The organism is Cellulosimicrobium funkei (genome assembly GCF_900155925.1).
GTDB lineage: Bacteria > Actinomycetota > Actinomycetes > Actinomycetales > Cellulomonadaceae > Cellulosimicrobium > Cellulosimicrobium funkei.
On the sequence record NZ_FTMI01000004.1, the window covers coordinates 123,178 to 139,017 of the forward strand.

The 15,840-nt window shown below is 73.9% G+C and carries 14 protein-coding genes; 8 read left to right on the forward strand and 6 right to left on the reverse strand.

Features of this window, described 5'->3' with window-relative positions:
• Positions 1–22 precede the first annotated feature (22 nt).
• Complete coding sequence (gene guaB / locus BXA05_RS11655; protein ID WP_021479849.1) at positions 23–1,552, forward strand: IMP dehydrogenase; 1,530 nt, start codon at positions 23–25, stop codon at positions 1,550–1,552.
• A gap of 97 nt (positions 1,553–1,649) precedes the next feature.
• Here the strand turns inward: guaB and BXA05_RS11660 are convergent, their stop codons facing one another.
• Entirely contained in the window at positions 1,650–3,263 is a 1,614-nt protein-coding gene (locus BXA05_RS11660) for a flavin monoamine oxidase family protein (RefSeq protein WP_076405095.1), read from the reverse strand.
• Between the two features lie 359 nt (positions 3,264–3,622).
• Between BXA05_RS11660 and BXA05_RS11665 the strand changes: the two genes are divergently transcribed.
• On the forward strand, positions 3,623–4,261 hold the full coding sequence (locus BXA05_RS11665; RefSeq protein WP_076405096.1) for a Rid family hydrolase: 639 nt from the start codon (positions 3,623–3,625) through the stop codon (positions 4,259–4,261).
• Positions 4,262–4,365: 104 nt separating this feature from the next.
• On the opposite strand, the gene BXA05_RS11670 is transcribed toward BXA05_RS11665, so the two are convergent.
• On the reverse strand, positions 4,366–5,901 hold the full coding sequence (locus BXA05_RS11670; protein WP_170963172.1) for a type II toxin-antitoxin system RelB family anti-toxin: 1,536 nt from the start codon (positions 5,899–5,901) through the stop codon (positions 4,366–4,368).
• Between the two features lie 137 nt (positions 5,902–6,038).
• Positions 6,039–6,740 (reverse strand): exonuclease domain-containing protein, encoded by a 702-nt coding sequence (locus BXA05_RS11675; RefSeq protein ID WP_061268648.1) that lies wholly within the window; start codon positions 6,738–6,740, stop codon positions 6,039–6,041.
• A 147-nt stretch (positions 6,741–6,887) separates the two neighbouring features.
• On the opposite strand from BXA05_RS11675, the gene BXA05_RS11680 reads away from it, so the two are divergent.
• Genes BXA05_RS11680 through BXA05_RS11695 form a run of 4 tightly spaced genes read left to right on the forward strand, consistent with a single transcriptional unit; the run spans position 6,888 to position 11,350 of the window.
• Positions 6,888–8,012, forward strand: coding sequence for a GuaB3 family IMP dehydrogenase-related protein (locus tag BXA05_RS11680; protein ID WP_034653983.1), 1,125 nt, complete (start codon positions 6,888–6,890; stop codon positions 8,010–8,012).
• Between the two features lie 7 nt (positions 8,013–8,019).
• Positions 8,020–8,658: a GNAT family N-acetyltransferase gene (locus tag BXA05_RS11685; RefSeq protein WP_308820729.1), complete on the forward strand. Its 639-nt coding sequence runs from the start codon at positions 8,020–8,022 to the stop codon at positions 8,656–8,658.
• Positions 8,655–9,710 carry a GNAT family N-acetyltransferase gene (locus BXA05_RS11690; protein WP_076405097.1) on the forward strand — a complete coding sequence of 352 codons (1,056 nt, stop codon included), beginning with the start codon at positions 8,655–8,657 and terminating at the stop codon, positions 9,708–9,710. Before BXA05_RS11685 ends, BXA05_RS11690 begins: the two co-directional genes overlap by 4 nt.
• Complete coding sequence (locus tag BXA05_RS11695) at positions 9,707–11,350, forward strand: succinic semialdehyde dehydrogenase (RefSeq protein WP_083711830.1); 1,644 nt, start codon at positions 9,707–9,709, stop codon at positions 11,348–11,350. The genes BXA05_RS11690 and BXA05_RS11695 overlap by 4 nt, the downstream gene beginning before the upstream one ends.
• An 11-nt stretch (positions 11,351–11,361) precedes the next feature.
• On the opposite strand, the gene BXA05_RS11700 is transcribed toward BXA05_RS11695, so the two are convergent.
• Both BXA05_RS11700 and BXA05_RS11705 read right to left on the reverse strand, forming a co-directional pair.
• Positions 11,362–11,907, reverse strand: coding sequence for a SanA/YdcF family protein (locus BXA05_RS11700; protein ID WP_076405098.1), 546 nt, complete (start codon positions 11,905–11,907; stop codon positions 11,362–11,364).
• Positions 11,908–12,224: 317 nt separating this feature from the next.
• Positions 12,225–13,673 (reverse strand): glycosyltransferase, encoded by a 1,449-nt coding sequence (locus BXA05_RS11705; protein ID WP_076405099.1) that lies wholly within the window; start codon positions 13,671–13,673, stop codon positions 12,225–12,227.
• A gap of 77 nt (positions 13,674–13,750) precedes the next feature.
• Here BXA05_RS11705 and BXA05_RS11710 point away from each other — a divergent pair, with 77 nt between their 5' ends.
• Both BXA05_RS11710 and BXA05_RS11715 read left to right on the forward strand, forming a co-directional pair.
• Positions 13,751–13,978, forward strand: a complete 228-nt coding sequence (locus BXA05_RS11710) for an LPXTG cell wall anchor domain-containing protein (RefSeq protein WP_076405100.1) — start codon at positions 13,751–13,753, stop codon at positions 13,976–13,978.
• A gap of 112 nt (positions 13,979–14,090) precedes the next feature.
• A complete protein-coding gene (locus BXA05_RS11715) occupies positions 14,091–14,588 on the forward strand; it encodes a GNAT family N-acetyltransferase (RefSeq protein WP_076405101.1) in 498 nt (165 codons plus the stop codon).
• A 253-nt stretch (positions 14,589–14,841) separates the two neighbouring features.
• Here BXA05_RS11715 and BXA05_RS11720 read toward each other — a convergent pair whose 3' ends face one another.
• A complete protein-coding gene (locus BXA05_RS11720) occupies positions 14,842–15,834 on the reverse strand; it encodes a DUF4031 domain-containing protein (RefSeq protein WP_076405102.1) in 993 nt (330 codons plus the stop codon).
• Between the last annotated feature and the right edge of the window lie 6 nt (positions 15,835–15,840).

Below are 15,840 nucleotides of genomic sequence, written 5' to 3' on the forward strand. Positions count from 1 at the left end.
GCCCCCGGCGTAGAATCCTGGTGTGACCGCCTCGCCCGTCCCCGCCGCAGTCCCCGACCGTGACCCCTTCGGATTCCTGGGTCTCACCTACGACGACGTCCTGCTGCAGCCCGGCTACTCGGACCTGGCGCCGTCGGACATCGACACCACGACGCGCCTGACGCGCGAGATCTCGATCCGCGTGCCGCTCGTCTCGGCGGCCATGGACACCGTCACCGAGTCGCGCATGGCCATCGCGATGGCGCGCCAGGGCGGCATCGGCGTGCTGCACCGCAACCTCTCGATCGAGGACCAGGCGCTCCAGGTCGACCTGGTGAAGCGCACGCAGACGGGCATCATCGACAACCCGGTGACCATCGGGCCCGACGCGACGCTCGAGGAGCTCGACAAGACCGCGGGCGAGTACCGCATCTCCGGCTTCCCGGTGCTCGACGCCGAGCGCCGCCTCATCGGCATGGTGACCAACCGCGACCTGCGCTTCACGCCCGTCGCCGAGTGGGCGACGACGAAGGTCGACGAGGTCATGACGCCCCAGCCGCTCATCACGGGCCCGGCGGGGATCTCCCGCGAGGAGGCGACCGCGCTCCTGCGCAAGCACAAGCTCGAGCGCCTGCCGCTCGTCGACGCGGACGGCCGTCTCACCGGGCTCATCACGGTCAAGGACTTCGTCAAGTCCGAGCAGTTCCCCAACGCGTCGAAGGACGGCCAGGGCCGCCTGCTCGTCGGCGCCGCGATCGGCTACTTCGGCGACGCGTGGCAGCGCGCCACGACGCTCATCGACGCGGGCGTCGACGTGCTGGTCGCGGACACGGCGCACGGCAACGTCCGGATGCTCATCGAGATGGTCGCGCGCCTCAAGTCCGACCCAGCGACGCGCGACGTCCAGGTGATCGGCGGCAACGTCGCGACGCGCGAGGGCGCGCAGGCGTTCGTCGACGCGGGCGCGGACGCGGTCAAGGTCGGCGTCGGGCCGGGCTCGATCTGCACCACGCGCATCGTCACGGGCGTCGGCGTCCCGCAGGTGACCGCCGTCTACGAGGCGTCGCTCGCCGCGCGCCCGGCCGGGGTCCCGGTCATCGCCGACGGCGGCATGCGTCACTCGGGCGAGATCGGGAAGGCGATCGTCGCGGGCGCGGAGACGGTGATGCTCGGCTCGATGCTCGCGGGCACCGAGGAGTCCCCGGGCGAGACGATCCTCGTCAAGGGCAAGCAGTACAAGGCGTACCGCGGCATGGGCTCCATGGGCGCCATGTCCTCGCGCGGCAAGAAGTCGTACTCGAAGGACCGCTACTTCCAGGCCGAGGTCACGAGCGACGACATGATCGTCCCCGAGGGCGTCGAGGGCCAGGTGCCCTACAAGGGGTCGCTCGGCACCGTGGCGCACCAGCTCGTCGGCGGCCTGCACCAGACGATGTTCTACGTCGGCGCTCGCACCGTGCCCGAGCTCCAGGAGAAGGGGCGCTTCATCCGCATCACGTCGGCGTCGCTCAAGGAGAGCCACCCGCACGACGTGCAGATGACGGTCGAGGCCCCCAACTACACGGGCTTCTGAGCGCCGGGACGCAGCACCACGACCGACGGCCCGGCACCACCCTCACGGGGTGGCGCCGGGCCGTCGTCGTCCCGTCAGCGCTGCGTGCGGTCGGCGGTCACGACGCCATGACGCGCGCGTGCAGCGCCTGGACGGCGTAGCGCGCGGCCCAGAACGCACCGTGCTGCCAGGCCGAGATCTCGGACATCCAGTCGCCCGCGAAGTACACGTTCCCGGCGCCCTGCTGCAGGAGCTTGAACCGGGACGACTGCGTGTTCGGGTAGGCCCAGGCGCCCTCGATGTAGGGCACCTTGTGCCACGCGATGGAGAACGAGCTCTCGAGCTCCGTCCGGTACTTCTCGCCGTGGATCTTCACGCCCTGCTCGACGGCGCGCATCTCCCGCTGCCGCGGCGTCATGTCCGCGTAGGCGCGCGCGTTCGCGCCGGTGTTGTAGTAGCCCACGACGAGCCCGCGGCGCTCCCCGTAGCCGTAGGACGGGTACCAGACGTGGGCGAGGTCCATGTCGGTCTCGGTGATGCCGCCGTAGATCCGGTGGTCGTCCTCCCAGAACCGCGACCGGTACTGGAGCCCGATCTTGCCCGCGGGCGACCCGACGGCGAACTCGCCGAGCGCGGCGTCGACGTCGGGCCCCCAGTTCGTGTCCCAGCGGCGCATGAGCCCCGCGGGCGCCGAGACGACGGCGAAGTCGGCGTCGATCTGCCGCGCCTTGCCGTTGGGGGCGGTGTACGTGACCGAGACGCCGCGCGGCGTGTTCTTCACCGCGGTGACGGGCGAGCTGAGCTGGACGTTCTGCTTGCCGATCGCCTTGACGAAGTAGTCGTAGGTGGTGTCCATGCCGCCCTTGGGCTGGAACATGAGCATCGACTGCTCCCAGTTGATCTCGAACGGGAAGTACTGCCCGACCTTCGAGGCGAGCACCTCCGACACCGAGCCCGGGCCGGGCAGGGGCGTGCCGTGCTCGTTCCACGCGGACGGGTAGACCGCGTACCCGCGGTTGCTCCCGCCCCGGTAGCTCCCGTCGGCCTGGAGCGACCCCCACGACCGGAGGAACGCGCGCAGGTTCTCCTTGTCCGCGGCGGTGAGCTTCTGGTCGAGCGCACCCTGGTCGGTCGCATAGCCGAGCAGCTCGGACGTGTAGCCGAACACGTCGGCCTTCGCGGTGCGGTATCGGACCGGGTTGCCGGGGGTCGCGCCGGAGCGCTCGTTGTAGAGGTAGGCGTCCGCGTTGGCGTTCGTGAACACCTCGTAGGGGACTCCGAGCTCGCGCAGGTAGTCCATGGTGACCATCCACTGGGCGATGCGCCCCGCGCCCGCGTTCATGTAGACGCCGTCGGCGAACTGCGCCTTCTGCGTGACGCCGTTGACATCGGTCTCCGCGTCGCTGCCGCGTATCGTCAGCGTCCGGCCGCCGACGCGGTGCCGCGCCTCGAGGACCGTGACGCGGTAGCCGGCCTTCTGCAGCTCGTACGCCGTGGCCAGGCCCGCCGGCCCGGCGCCGACGACGACGACCTTCTTCGCGGAGCGGCCCGTGAGGCTGAAGTCGCTGCCCCGCGGCGGTGTCCACGACTCGTTCCGCGGCTGGGCGGCGGCCGTCGGGGCGAGGCCGACCGCGCCCATCGTCGCGAACATGACGCCGGCGCTGGAGCCGACCCCGACGGCCTGGAGGAAGTTGCGGCGCGAGACGCCGGTCGTCTTCTCGTCAGTGACCATGTGGCTGGAGCCCTCTCGTCCACGGCCTGACGGGCGGCGAGCCCGGCCCACGATGCCGGGTGCCGCCGTCAGCACCGGGCCCGACGCTAGGGACGTGTCGTCGCGAGCACGGGTCCGGCGCGTTTCGCGTCGGTCAACGGTTCGCGGCTCTCGTAAACGTCTCGTGTCGCGGCCCTCGGCGGCGCCCGCGGGACGGCGCGCCGCTGCGTCCGGGCGCGCGGTGGCACCGGCGACGACCCGACACGTGGCGGTCACGGCGCGGAAACGGAGGCTGGCTAGCGTCGCGGCCCCGGCGGTCCTCGCGACCGGCCGGAGCCCGGGCGCCAGGGTGGCGCCCGTCGTCCCCCTGGGAGGCCTGCATGAAGAACCGCACCAAGGTCGTCGTCGCCGTCGCCCTCACCGCCGCCGTCGCCGTCCCCGGCACCGCCGTCGCCGCCGGGAAGCTCTTCGAGCCGAGGCCGACCGAGGCCCACTCCTTCGTCACCGGCGACACCCCGTCCATCGCCGACGGCGTCGCGATCGGGAAGAACGTCTCCTGGTACAAGTCGTCCGGCCTCGGTCCCGCCGCGATGAACACGACGCCCGGCGCGACGGCCGAGCAGCGCTACGTCCCGACCGACGTCTTCCCCGGCGGCGTCCTGCCGGCCGGCGTGACGATCACGGAGGCGCAGGGCATCAACGTCCTCATGCGGATCGGCGAGAACCTCGAGCGGGCCGGGCTCTCCTACGACGACGTCGTCTCCATGCGGGTGTTCCTCCAGAATCCCGCGGGCCAGGAGAAGATGGACTTCGCCGGCTGGAACCGCGCCTACCGCCAGTTCTTCGCGAACACGAACCTCGCGACCGGCGCGACGCTCGAGGTCCAGCTCGGCTCGGCCCGGACGGCGCCCATGGTGGTCAACGCGGCCCGGCCGTCGCGCTTCGCGCTCGAGATCGAGAACCTGCCGGTCGACGGCTGGCTCGTCGAGGTGGAGGTCGACGCCGTCTACCCGAAGTGACGGCGACGGGCCGCCCTCCCGCAGGAGGGCGGCCCGTCGTGGTCGTGCCGGCGTCGTGGGCACCGAGGGCTCGAGGGCCCGTGGGCGCCGAGGGTGCCGAGGGGTCAGTCGCGGAACGTCTCGATGTTGGCGCCGAGCTCGCGCAGGCGCTCGGTGAGGCCCTCGTAGCCGCGCGCGATGATGTCGACGCCGCGCAGGACGGAGGTGCCCTTCGCGGCGAGCATCGCGAGCAGGATGACGACGGCGGGGCGCAGGGCGGGCGGGCAGCTCACCTCGGCGCCCGACCAGCGCGTGGGGCCCGTCACCTGGAGCCGGTGGGCGTCCAGGAGCCGCACGTCGGCGCCGAGCCGCGTGAGGTCGGTGAGGTGGATGGCGCGCCCCTCGTAGACCCAGTCGTGGATGAGCGTCGTGCCCTGCGCGTTCGCGGCGATGACCGCGAAGAACGGCAGGTTGTCGATGTTGAGGCCGGGGAACGGCATGGGGTGGATCTTGTCGATCGGCGCGTGCAGCTCGCTGGGGTGCACCGTGACGTCGACCAGGCGCGTGCGGCCGTTGCGCGCCACGTACTCGGTGCTCTGCGTGTACCGCAGCCCCATCTCGGCGAGCGTCGCGAGCTCGATCTCCATGAACTCGATCGGGACGCGGGCCACGGTGATCTCCGAGCCCGTGACGATGCCCGCCGTGAGCAGGCTCATCGCCTCGACCGGGTCCTCCGAGACGGCGTACTCCACGTCCACGTCGATGTCGGTGCGGCCGTGCACGCGCAGGGTCGTCGTGCCGATCCCCTCGACCTGCACGCCGAGCAGCTCGAGGTAGAAGCACAGGTCCTGCACCATGTAGTTCGAGCTGGCGTTGCGGATCGTCGTCACGCCCTCGCGGCGGGCCGCGGCCATGAGCGCGTTCTCGGTGACGGTGTCGCCGCGCTCGGTGAGCACGACCGACAGGTCCGTGCCCGACGCCGGGGCGACGGTCGCGTGGTAGTTCCCGCCCGTCGCGGTGACGGCCAGGCCGAAGGGCCGCAGGGCGATCATGTGCGGCTCGACGGTGCGGGTCCCGAGGTCGCAGCCGCCCGCGTACGGGAGCTCGAACGTGTCCCGCAGCCCGAGCAGCGGCCCGAGGAACATGATGATCGAGCGCGTGCGGCGCGCGGCGTCGACGTCGATCGCGGCGAGGTCGAGGCGCTCCGGCACGACGATCTCGAGGTCCCGGCCGCCCGTCGTCCAGGTCGCCCGCACGCCGATGGAGCGCAGCACGTCGACGATCCGGTCGACCTCGACGATGCGGGCCACGCCGCGCAGGGTGGTGCGACCGCGGTTGAGGAGCGAGGCGCACAGCAGCGCGACCGCGCCGTTCTTGGAGGAGTTCACCTCGATGCGGCCGGAGAGGGTCTGGCCGCCCTGGACGCGCAGGTGCGCGTGCTTGGGGCCGCCGAGGCTGATGATCTCGGAGTCGAGCGCGAGGCCGATGCGGTTGAGCATCTCCAGGCTGAGGTTCTGCGAGCCCTGCTCGATGCGGTGCACGGCGCTCTGGCTCGTGCCGAGCCGCTCCGCGAGCTGTGTCTGGGTGAGACCCCGGTTCTGGCGGGCGCCGCGGATGAGCGCGCCGACCTGCGTGAGAGGTGCGTCGTCGATCGCTGTCATGAGAGCGACGATAACTCATGGATGAGATATCGACGCGGCGAAGGGGCGCGTGCGGTCCGCCATCATGCCTCCATCACACGACCTTCACCCGCACCATGAGATATGCCCGCAGGTGGCGACGCGGGCGTGCGCCCGGGTCAGCCCGGCCAGCGGCCGTCCGCGCCGGCGCCGACGTAGGGCTGGTCGCGGTCCGGGTCCAGGGCGTCGACCCACTGCCGGTGCGCGACGACCTGCAGGTCGTGCAGCGCGACCGGGCCGAGCCCGGCCAGGTCCGGGTACGCGCGCGCGAGCGCGTCGAGCAGGTCGAGCGTCGCGAGCACGTCCCCGTCCGCCGTGTGCAGGGGCCCGACGTCGAGCACCTCGTAGCGCGCGCACAGGTCGACGAGCCGGCGCTTGCCCTCGCGGGCCGGGTCCCACGCCCGGTCGAGCACGAGCGGGTCGAGCACCGGCCGCACGGGCCGCCCGAGGCGCGCGGCGAGCGTCGGCAGGCCGTGCCGCACGAGCTCGGTGTCGAGGATCGCGAGGTCGAACGCGGCGTTGTAGGCGACGAGGGGGACGCCGTCGCGCTGGGCGTCGACGACGAGCGTCGCGATCTCGTCGAGCGCGACGGCGGGGGCCGACCCGTGCGCCGTGGCGTGCGCGGTCGTGATGCCGTGGATCCCCGTCGCCTCCGCCGGGATCTCGACGCCCGGGTCGAGGAGCCACGTGCGCACGTGCGTGGCGCCCGGCTCGCGGAGCACGAGCGCGGCGGTGACGACGCGGTCGACGTCGACGTCGAGGCCCGTGGTCTCGGTGTCGAGACCGAGCAGCGGTCCCGCCGTCCAGGGCGTCGTCGTCATGGTCCACCTCTGCCGTCCGGTCGGGGCCCGGGGCGCCCGCGCTCCCGTCGTCGCCGGACGTCCCGGCGACGAGCGTCACCCTGCCAGCGCCCACCCACACGGTGGTCGGTGCAGGTGACGGGCACGGCCCGCCGGTAGGCTGACCCGGTGAGCAACGAGATCGAGATCGGACGTGGCAAGCGCGGTCGGCGCGCGTTCTCCTTCGACGACGTCGCCGTCGTGCCCTCGCGGCGCACGCGCGACCCGGAGGAGGTGTCGGTCGGCTGGCAGATCGACGCCTACCACTTCGACCTGCCGATCCTCGCGGCGCCCATGGACTCGGTCATGAGCCCGGCGACCGCGGTCGCGCTCGGCAACCACGGCGGCCTCGGTGTCCTCGACCTCGAGGGCCTGTGGACGCGCTACGACGACCCGACCGCGCTCCTCGAGGAGATCGCCGGGCTCGAGCCGCTCGAGGCGACGCGCCGCATGCAGGAGATCTACGCCGAGCCCATCAAGGCCGACCTCATCACGCAGCGCCTCAAGGAGATCCGCGCGGCGGGCGTCACCGTCGCCGCGGCCCTGTCGCCGCAGCGCACCCAGGAGCACTACCAGACGGTGGTCGACGCGGGCGTCGACCTGTTCGTCATCCGCGGCACGACGGTCTCCGCCGAGCACGTGTCCGGCGTCGCCGAGCCGCTCAACCTCAAGCGCTTCATCTACGAGCTCGACGTCCCGGTCGTCGTGGGTGGCGCGTCCACGTACACCGCGGCGCTGCACCTCATGCGCACGGGCGCCGCGGGCGTCCTCGTCGGCTTCGGCGGCGGCGCCGCCCACACCACGCGGGTCTCGCTCGGCATCCACGCGCCCATGGCGACCGCGGTCGCGGACGTCGCGGCGGCCCGCCGCGACTACCTCGACGAGTCGGGCGGCCGCTACGTGCACGTCATCGCGGACGGCGGCGTCGGCCGCTCGGGCGACCTCGTCAAGGCGGTCGCGTGCGGCGCCGACGCGGTGATGCTCGGCGCGGCGCTCGCGCGGGCCGAGGAGGCGCCGGGCAAGGGCTGGCACTGGGGCTCGGAGGCCCACCACGCCCAGCTCCCGCGCGGCGAGCGCGTGCGCGTCGGCACGGCCGGCACGCTCGAGGAGATCCTCTTCGGGCCGGGCCGCCAGGCGGACGGCACGCTCAACCTCGTCGGCGCGCTCCGCCGGGCCATGGCGACGACCGGGTACTCGGACCTCAAGGAGTTCCAGCGCGTCGAGGTCGTCGTCTCCCCGTACCAGCCCCGCTGAGCCCGCCGTGGCCGGACGCATCGCCGACGGTCCGCGCCTGACGCACGCCGGCGACGGCGCGCCGGGCGGCAACGGCTCCGTGCCCGCCGCGGGCGCGGCCCGCCCGGAGGCGGACGTCGCGGACGCGGCCTCGTCGGAGGCCTCCACCGACCTGGTCTTCACGGAGGTCGAGGACGCCGACGTCGAGGCGGTCGTCGCGCTGTGGCGGGAGTGCGGGCTCACCCGGCCCTGGAACGACCCGTACCGCGACCTCGCCGACGCCCGCCTGGGCGAGACCTCGACGGTGCTCGTGGGCCGTGCGACGCGCGACCTGCCCACGGTGGCCCCGGACGGTGCTCCCGAGGCGCCCGGGGTCGCGGCGGGGGAGCTCGTCGCGACGGCCATGGCCGGCGTGGACGGGCACCGTGGCTGGCTCTACTACGTGGCGGTCGACCCTCGCGTCCAGGGGCGCGGCGCGGGCCGTGCGACGGTCGTCGCGGCGGAGGCGTGGCTCGCCGCGCAGGGCGCGCGGGCCGTGCGCCTCATGGTGCGCGCCACGAACGACGCGGTGCGCGGCTTCTACGAGCGACTCGGGTACGCGGACCAGGAGTGCGTCGTGCTCGGCCGCCCGCTCGGCGCCCCGGACGCCCGCGACGCCGGACGATGACCCCCGCCGCGTGGCGGCCGGACGACGACGACCTCGCCGCCCTCGAGACCGAGCACCGCGCGCGCGTCGCGGTGCTCGACCCGCTCGTCGCGGTCCCCGCTCTCGGTGCCACCGCGGACGACGAGCGTCTCCTCGCCGTGCGGCTCCCGGACGGTTCCCGGGCCGCGGGGCTCCTCGGGGTGGGGGACGTCGGACCCGGCTCCGCGGCGGCGGGGTTCCGCGCGCTGCGCGAGCACCGGCTGCGGGCGCGCGCGGCGGGACCGGACGTGGGCGGCGCGGTCCGCGCGCTCGTCGCGGCCTGGACGGCGCGCGTCGGGCGCGACCCGGGCAGCGCACCGGCGGGCGACGGGCTGCCCGAGCGGGGCCCCGCACCCCGCGACCACGGCCTGGCGCTCCTGTGGCCGAGCCGCGACGTCGAGGCCGTGGGTGCCCTCGCGGCGAGCGGCGTGCGCCCGACGGTGCACCTCGCCGCGCGCCGCGGCGTCCCGTCGGCCCGGACCCGCACCGACCTCCCCGGGCTCGTGCTGACCGACGCCGGCCCGGACGACGTGGCCGCCGTCGTCGAGCACCAGCGCGCCGAGCTCGCGTACGACGAGCTCGTGGGCGCGGCCCGCGTCCGGCCGCTCGCGGCCGAGCACCTCGCCGCCCAGGTCGCCGCCGCCGTCGAGAACCCGCGCACCACGGTCCTCGTGGCGCGCCGCCAGGCGCCGGGGGAGCGGGCGGGCGAGGTCGTGGGCGTCATCGCGGTCGAGCCGCCGGAGCGCTCCGGGGCCGTGGCCGGGACGGTCATGGCGGGGCCGGTCGCCTACCTCGTCCTGCTGCACGTGACGGGCAGCGCGCGCGGTACCGGGGTCGGCGGGGCGCTCGTCGACGCGGCGCTCGCGCGCGTGCACGAGCAGGCCGGGCCGGGCGCCGTCGTCGTGCTGCACCACGGCGTGCTCAACCCGCTGTCCGCGCCCTTCTGGGCGCGGCAGGGGTTCCGGCCCGTGCTCACCACGTGGGAGCAGCCCGTCGACGCGCTGTCAGCGCCACGACGTAGCCTGTCCCCATGACGAGCTCATCCGGCACACCCGGCTCCGGGCGCGGCGACGGCGCCGCGCTGGACGGCCTGATCGACCCCGAGAACCCGGCCGCGACCTACGTCCTCGAGCCGGAGGTCGTGGCCCCCCTCGCGCAGCGCGTCGTCACGAGCAACGAGGCGGGCATGCACCGCTCCGTCCTGCCGTCCACGGGAGCCCCGCTCGCCGCGGTCCCCGTCTCGTCCGTCGCGGACGTCGCCCGTGCCGTGGCACGCGCGCGGGCCGCGCAGCCGGCCTGGGCCGCCCGCTCCGTGCGCGAGCGCGCGGCGGTGCTGCGGCGCTTCGGCGAGCTCGTGCTCGCGCGCCAGTCGGACGGCCTCGACCTCATCCAGATGGAGTCCGGCAAGTCGCGGCGCAGCGCGTTCGAGGAGGTCGCGGACGTCGCGATCCTCACGCGCCACTACGCCCAGCGCGGCCCGCGCTACCTCGCCGACCGGCGGGCGCCGGGGATGCTGCCCGTGCTCACCGGCACGCGCGTGCACCGCCGTCCCGTGGGCGTCGTCGGCGTCATCGCGCCGTGGAACTACCCGCTGACGCTCGCGTTCGCCGAGGCCGTGCCCGCGCTCGTGGCGGGGAACGCCGTCGTGCTCAAGCCGGACCCGCAGACGACGCTCACCGCGCTGTGGGGCGCGGAGCTGCTCGAGGAGGCGGGGCTGCCCGCCGACCTGTTCCTCGTCGTCGCGGGCGGGGGAGACGTCGGCGCTGCGGTGACCGACCACGTGGACCACATCGCGTTCACGGGCTCGACGGCCACCGGCCGCAAGGTCGCGGCGCGCGCGGGGGAGCGCCTCATCGGCGCGACGCTCGAGCTGGGCGGCAAGAACCCGCTCTACGTCGCGGCCGACGCCGACGTGCGCGCCGCCGCGCGTGGCGCCGTGCGCGCGTGCTTCTCCAACTCCGGCCAGCTCTGCGTGTCGATCGAGCGGCTCGTGCTGCACGAGGACGTGGCGGACGCGTTCCTCGACGAGTTCGTGCCCCTCGTGCGTGAGATGCGTCTCGGCGCCGGGCTCGACTACTCGGCCGACATGGGGTCGCTCACGTCGCAGGCGCAGCTCGACCGCGTGGTCGCCCATGTCGAGGACGCCATCGCGCGCGGCGCGCGCGTCCTCGCGGGCGGCGTGCACCGGGCGGACATCGGGCCGTGGTTCTACGCGCCCACCGTCCTCGACGACGTGCCCGACGACGCGGCGTGCGCGCGCGAGGAGACGTTCGGCCCGGTCGTCTCCGTGCGCCGGGTCGCGAGCGACGACGAGGCCGTCGAGGTCATGAACGACACCGAGTACGGGCTCAACGCGAGCGTGTGGACGCGCGACGCCGCCCGGGGCCGTCGGATCGCGGCGCGCGTCGAGGCCGGGACGGTCAACGTCAACGACGGCTACTCCGCGACGTGGGGCTCCGTCGGGGCACCGATGGGCGGGTTCAAGGCGTCGGGCCTCGGGCGCCGCCACGGGCGCGAGGGCATCGAGGCGCTCACCGAGGCGCAGACGATCTCCGTGCAGCGCGGCGCGAACCAGGGCCTCACGCTCGACACGCTCTACCAGCTCGGCGGGGAGCTGCCGAGCAAGGTCCTCACGTCGGCGCTCGACGTCATGCGCCGCCTGCGGCTGCCCTGACGGAGCCCCGCTCAGCGGAGCACGGCGTCGAGCACGGCCTTCGTCGCCGCGGGAACCTCGCGGGCGCGGTAGAGCACGGCCTTCCACGGCTCCACGCTCGCCGCGCTGACGCCGACCCCCACGGCGTCGAGACCTGCGACGCGGCACGAGAACAGCGTGCGCGGCAGGTGGTACCCCTGCGTGACGACCACCGCCGTGCCGACGCCGAACTCCGACGCCGCGCGCGTGCACGTCGCGTGGGTGTCGAAGCCCTCGCGGTCGAGCAGGATCGCGTCGTCGGGCACGCCGCGACCCAGCAGCCACGCGCGCATCGAGCCGGGCTCGTCGTAGTCGTCGTGCGCGTCGCCGCTCACGAGCACGACCGGCGCGACGCCCCGGTCGTAGAGCTCGGCCGCCGCGTCGAGCCGGCGGCGCAGGTACGTGGACGGCGTCCCGTCCGGCCGCAGCCCCGCCCCCGGCACGACGATCGCGTCGCTCGGCGGCACGTGCGCGGGGTCGGCGACGTGCGAGCGCCCCACCGCCTGCACCACGACGAACGGCGCCAGGACGAGCACCACGAGCCCGGCGGCCGTCCCGAGGGTCAGGCATCGGCGTCGGGACCGGCGAGCGCCGGCCGCCGGGGTCCGGCCGGACCACCCTGCTCCTGCCGCAGCGGAGGGCGATGGCAGGGCAGCGGCCGACCGCGGCCGGTCTCCCGAGAGGGAGGGTGCGGCGGCCGGAGGTGTCGCCGGATCGTCGGTCACGACTCGACCCTAGTGCCCGAGGAGACCGCTCGTGAGAGCGCGCGAGCCGCACTCGGGCGCGGCGTCATCGCCGTCGTCGGGCGGAGCCCGCTCAGTCGTCCGTAGGTGCCGCTGCCCGCCACCCGTGCTCGTCACGTCTCGCTCGGTGCTGGTGACCGGCGCCGCGACGGCTGAGCAGCCTGGGAGGAGCGGCTTCCCCAGTGCATCCGTCCGAAGGTCGCGTAGGCGTAGAGGCGCAGCTGGTGCAGGACGACGGCCTGCCAGAAGACCAGGAGCGGGACGAGCGCGTACACGCCCCATCGCTGCGCGGTCGTCTGATCGCTGCGCCGGAGCGCCAGGTAGCGCGAGCTGATCGCGAGCTGGAGACCCAGCCAGGCGGTGCCGATGAAGGCCAGCGCACTCGGGGAGAGCTGCAGCGCCGCGGAGACGAGCGCGAGGGTGAGGACGGTGTTCACGATGAACTGCAACCACTTGAGAGCCAGCGCCCAGTACGCGACGGACGTCACGGGCAAGTACTTGAACCTCCACCACGCACGCACGATCGCTCCTCTCATCCAGCGCGCCTGCTGGACGAGGTGCGGGCGGAGCGTCGTCGGCATGGCCGAGAACACGAAGCAGGTGGGCTGCTGCACGGCTCGGCCACGCTCCAGCGCGAAGAGCGTGAGGAGACTGTCGTCCGAGAAGGACATCGGCTGGCCAAAGATGCTCTCCGAGAGGAAGTCCGCGGAGACCTCGCGGACGAGGCCCGCTCGGTAGAACGCGCAGGCTCCCGAGTTGACGAGCACAGAGCCGGCCACCGAGAGTGCGGAGCGTTCGAACTGGCCCCAGCTGACGATGACGAGCTCCATGAGCCGGGACAACCAGCTGTCGGAGTAGTTGAGGACGAGCAGGAACCCGGCGACCGACTGGACACGCTCATCCGCGAACGGCTTCAACCCCTCTTCGATGGCCGAGCGGTCGAGGATGCTGTCGCTGTCCACGGTGACGTAGATGTCGGCGTCTGCGGCTTGGCGCGCGGCGTTGACCAACGCGTACCGCTTCCCGTGGTTCCGCGTGCGCCGCCAGTACAGCTCTACCTGGGCGTCGTGCGCGGCACGTCGGAGCGACTCCCGGACCGCCGAGTAGTCGATGAGCGAACCGTCGTCGATCACGGAGATGGCGTCAGGAGGCCGGGTCTGCGCGATCATCGATCGCACCCCCTGCTCCAGGAGCCGGGGATCTTCGTTGTAGCACGGCACCAGGACGACCACACGCAGCTTGTGCAGCTCGTCCGCCGTGGCGGCGTCCACCGTGAACGGTGTCGCGAACTGAGACACGACGAGCTGAGCCGTGACGAGCAGCGCGAGGAACAACCACACGGCGAGCACCGGTGCAGTCGAGGCAAACACGTGGTCGATCGAGACCCAGCAGGCCGAGGTGATGACCGCGAGGCACGTGAAGACGCCGATCCTCGCGGCGCGACCGGTCTCCCAGCGTGCCGAGACACCTGGTGCTGGCGCGTCGTCCTGATCTCCCGAGAGCATGCCACCCTCAACCACGACCTCGTGGTGCGACGACGGCGGTCGCCGCACGTCAGACATCGTGCACCTCCTGTCGCACCCGGGTCCACTGGACACTCGCGGACACGCGGAGGAGCATGAGTGCCGGAGGTGGTGTCATGTACGACGGTGGCTCGGTCGCCGGAGGCGCCGGCGCGGGTGGAGTGCTCGCCGCGACCGGGATCATCACGGGCGCGTACTGGCTGCTCGCCCTCGCCCTCGCCCTCGTGGTCGCCGGCCTCGTCGTGATCCGGTTCTCGCGACGACGCGCCGTGCACCGCACCCGGATCACGTCCTGGGACGAGCTCGACACCGCGGTCGGCGTCGACCCCGAGGGGTGGCGCTAGCACCGGCTGCCTCGTCGCCGCAGCGCTTTCGGCGGTGTCGTGCGGCCGCCGCGGCGCTCGGAGCGTGCCGTCGATAGGCTGAGCTGATGGACCCGTCCTGTCTGGCTCGCTCATGACTGCCTTCCGCCTTCGCGACGCCACGGCGCAGGACGCGGACGCGGCCTCCGGACTCGCGCTCCGCTCCAAAGCGTCCTGGGGGTACTCCGCCCCGTTCCTGGAGGCGTGTCGCTCAGAGCTGACCTTCACGAGCAAGCAGTGCAGCGGGGGCGGGATGCGCATCGCGGAGCAGCACGGTCGGATCATCGGCTTCGCCCTCGTCGAACCAGCAGGGTCGGAACCCGAGCTGAGCGCGTTGTTCGTCGACCCCGAGCACATGGGCCGCGGCGTCGGGCATGCCCTCCTCGTCGATGCCCTCGGCGCCGCGAGGCGCCTCGGGCTCCACCGGCTGTTTCTCGACTCCGACCCCGGAGCGGAGCCGTTCTATCGCCGGCACGGTGCCTGGCGCGTCGGAGAGACCCCCAGCGGCTCTGTCGCCGGGCGTGTGATCCCGCGTCTGTGCTTCGATCTCGCGCGGATCGAGACCTCGCAGGGAGCCGGGCCGACCGCGTGAACGCCCAGGGCCGGCAGCGATGCCACCCCGTGAACGTGCTCTCGTCGAGCGACGACTCGGTCGGTGAAGACGGCGGTGCGGCGTGGCCCTCGCGAGCGGACGGGCCCGCTCGGATCCACCAGGTGCCGACCTGCCGCGTCGGCGTCAGGGTCGGGGTTCCTGCCCGCACTCTGTCGCCTTCCATGCGGTCGACCTCAGCCCCTCGACGGGACCGCAGCACCAGCACCTGGTGTTCCGGGGTCGTGAGCGGACGTCAGGCGGGGGAGTCGAGCGTCGTGAGCTCGGCGGTGAGGTTGGCTCGGGCGCGGTCCTCCCAGAGCGTGGCGCCCTGCGGGGTGCGGAACAGCGTGCCGCCCCCGAGCAGCGCGCGCAGGACGGCGGCCCGCCCGGTGCGGAAGGCGTCGTCGGGCACGTGGGCGTACTCGGCGCGCACCTGGCGGGCGTAGCGCGCGTACCGGTCCGGCGCGGAGCCGAGGACGGCGAGGTCGGCGTCCGAGACGAGCGCCCCGGGCGCGTCGCCCGGCGCCGGGGCGTGGTCGGTCGTCACGAGCACGAGCCGCACGACCTCCTCGACCTTGCGGGCGCCGACGTGGCCCGTCAGCCGGGCGTCCGCGAGCTCGGCCGACCGCTCCTCGTCGCGGCCCGCCTCGCCGTCGTGCACGGCGTCGTGGAACCACAGCGCGAGCTGCGTCACCGCAGGCATCGAGCCCGTGACCGACGCCGCGCCGTCCGACACCGCGCCGCCCGAGGCGCCGCCCGGCGACGCGGCGGCACCTGCGCGGCCTGGGGGCCGGGCGGCGTCGGGCACGCCGGGCGGGCGTCCTTCGAGGAGCGCGAGGGAGTCGAGCGCGTGCACGAGGTGCTCGGGCCCGTGGTAGACGCGGTGCGGCTCGTGCCAGCGCTCGACGAGCTCGACGCCGACGTCGCGCGCGCCCGGGAGGAGCGCGTCCCAGCGTGCGAGGAGCGCGTCGGCCTTCGCCGCGCGCCGCGCCCGGCCGGGCACGCGCAGGCCGGAGGCGCCGAGGCGCCGGGCGAGCTCGCGCCCCCCGACGGGCACCGCGCCCGCGGCGACCGCGACGTCGTACCGCTCGGCGGCGACGTCGTAGTGGTCGAGGTCGAACGCCCGCGGGCTCACGCCGATCGACGCCGCGAACGCGTGCAGCTCCGCGAGCGACGCATCGGACACGAGATGGCTGAACAGCGTCCCGTGCGCGGGCCACGCGGGCGGGTCGATGAGAACGGTCACCGCCCG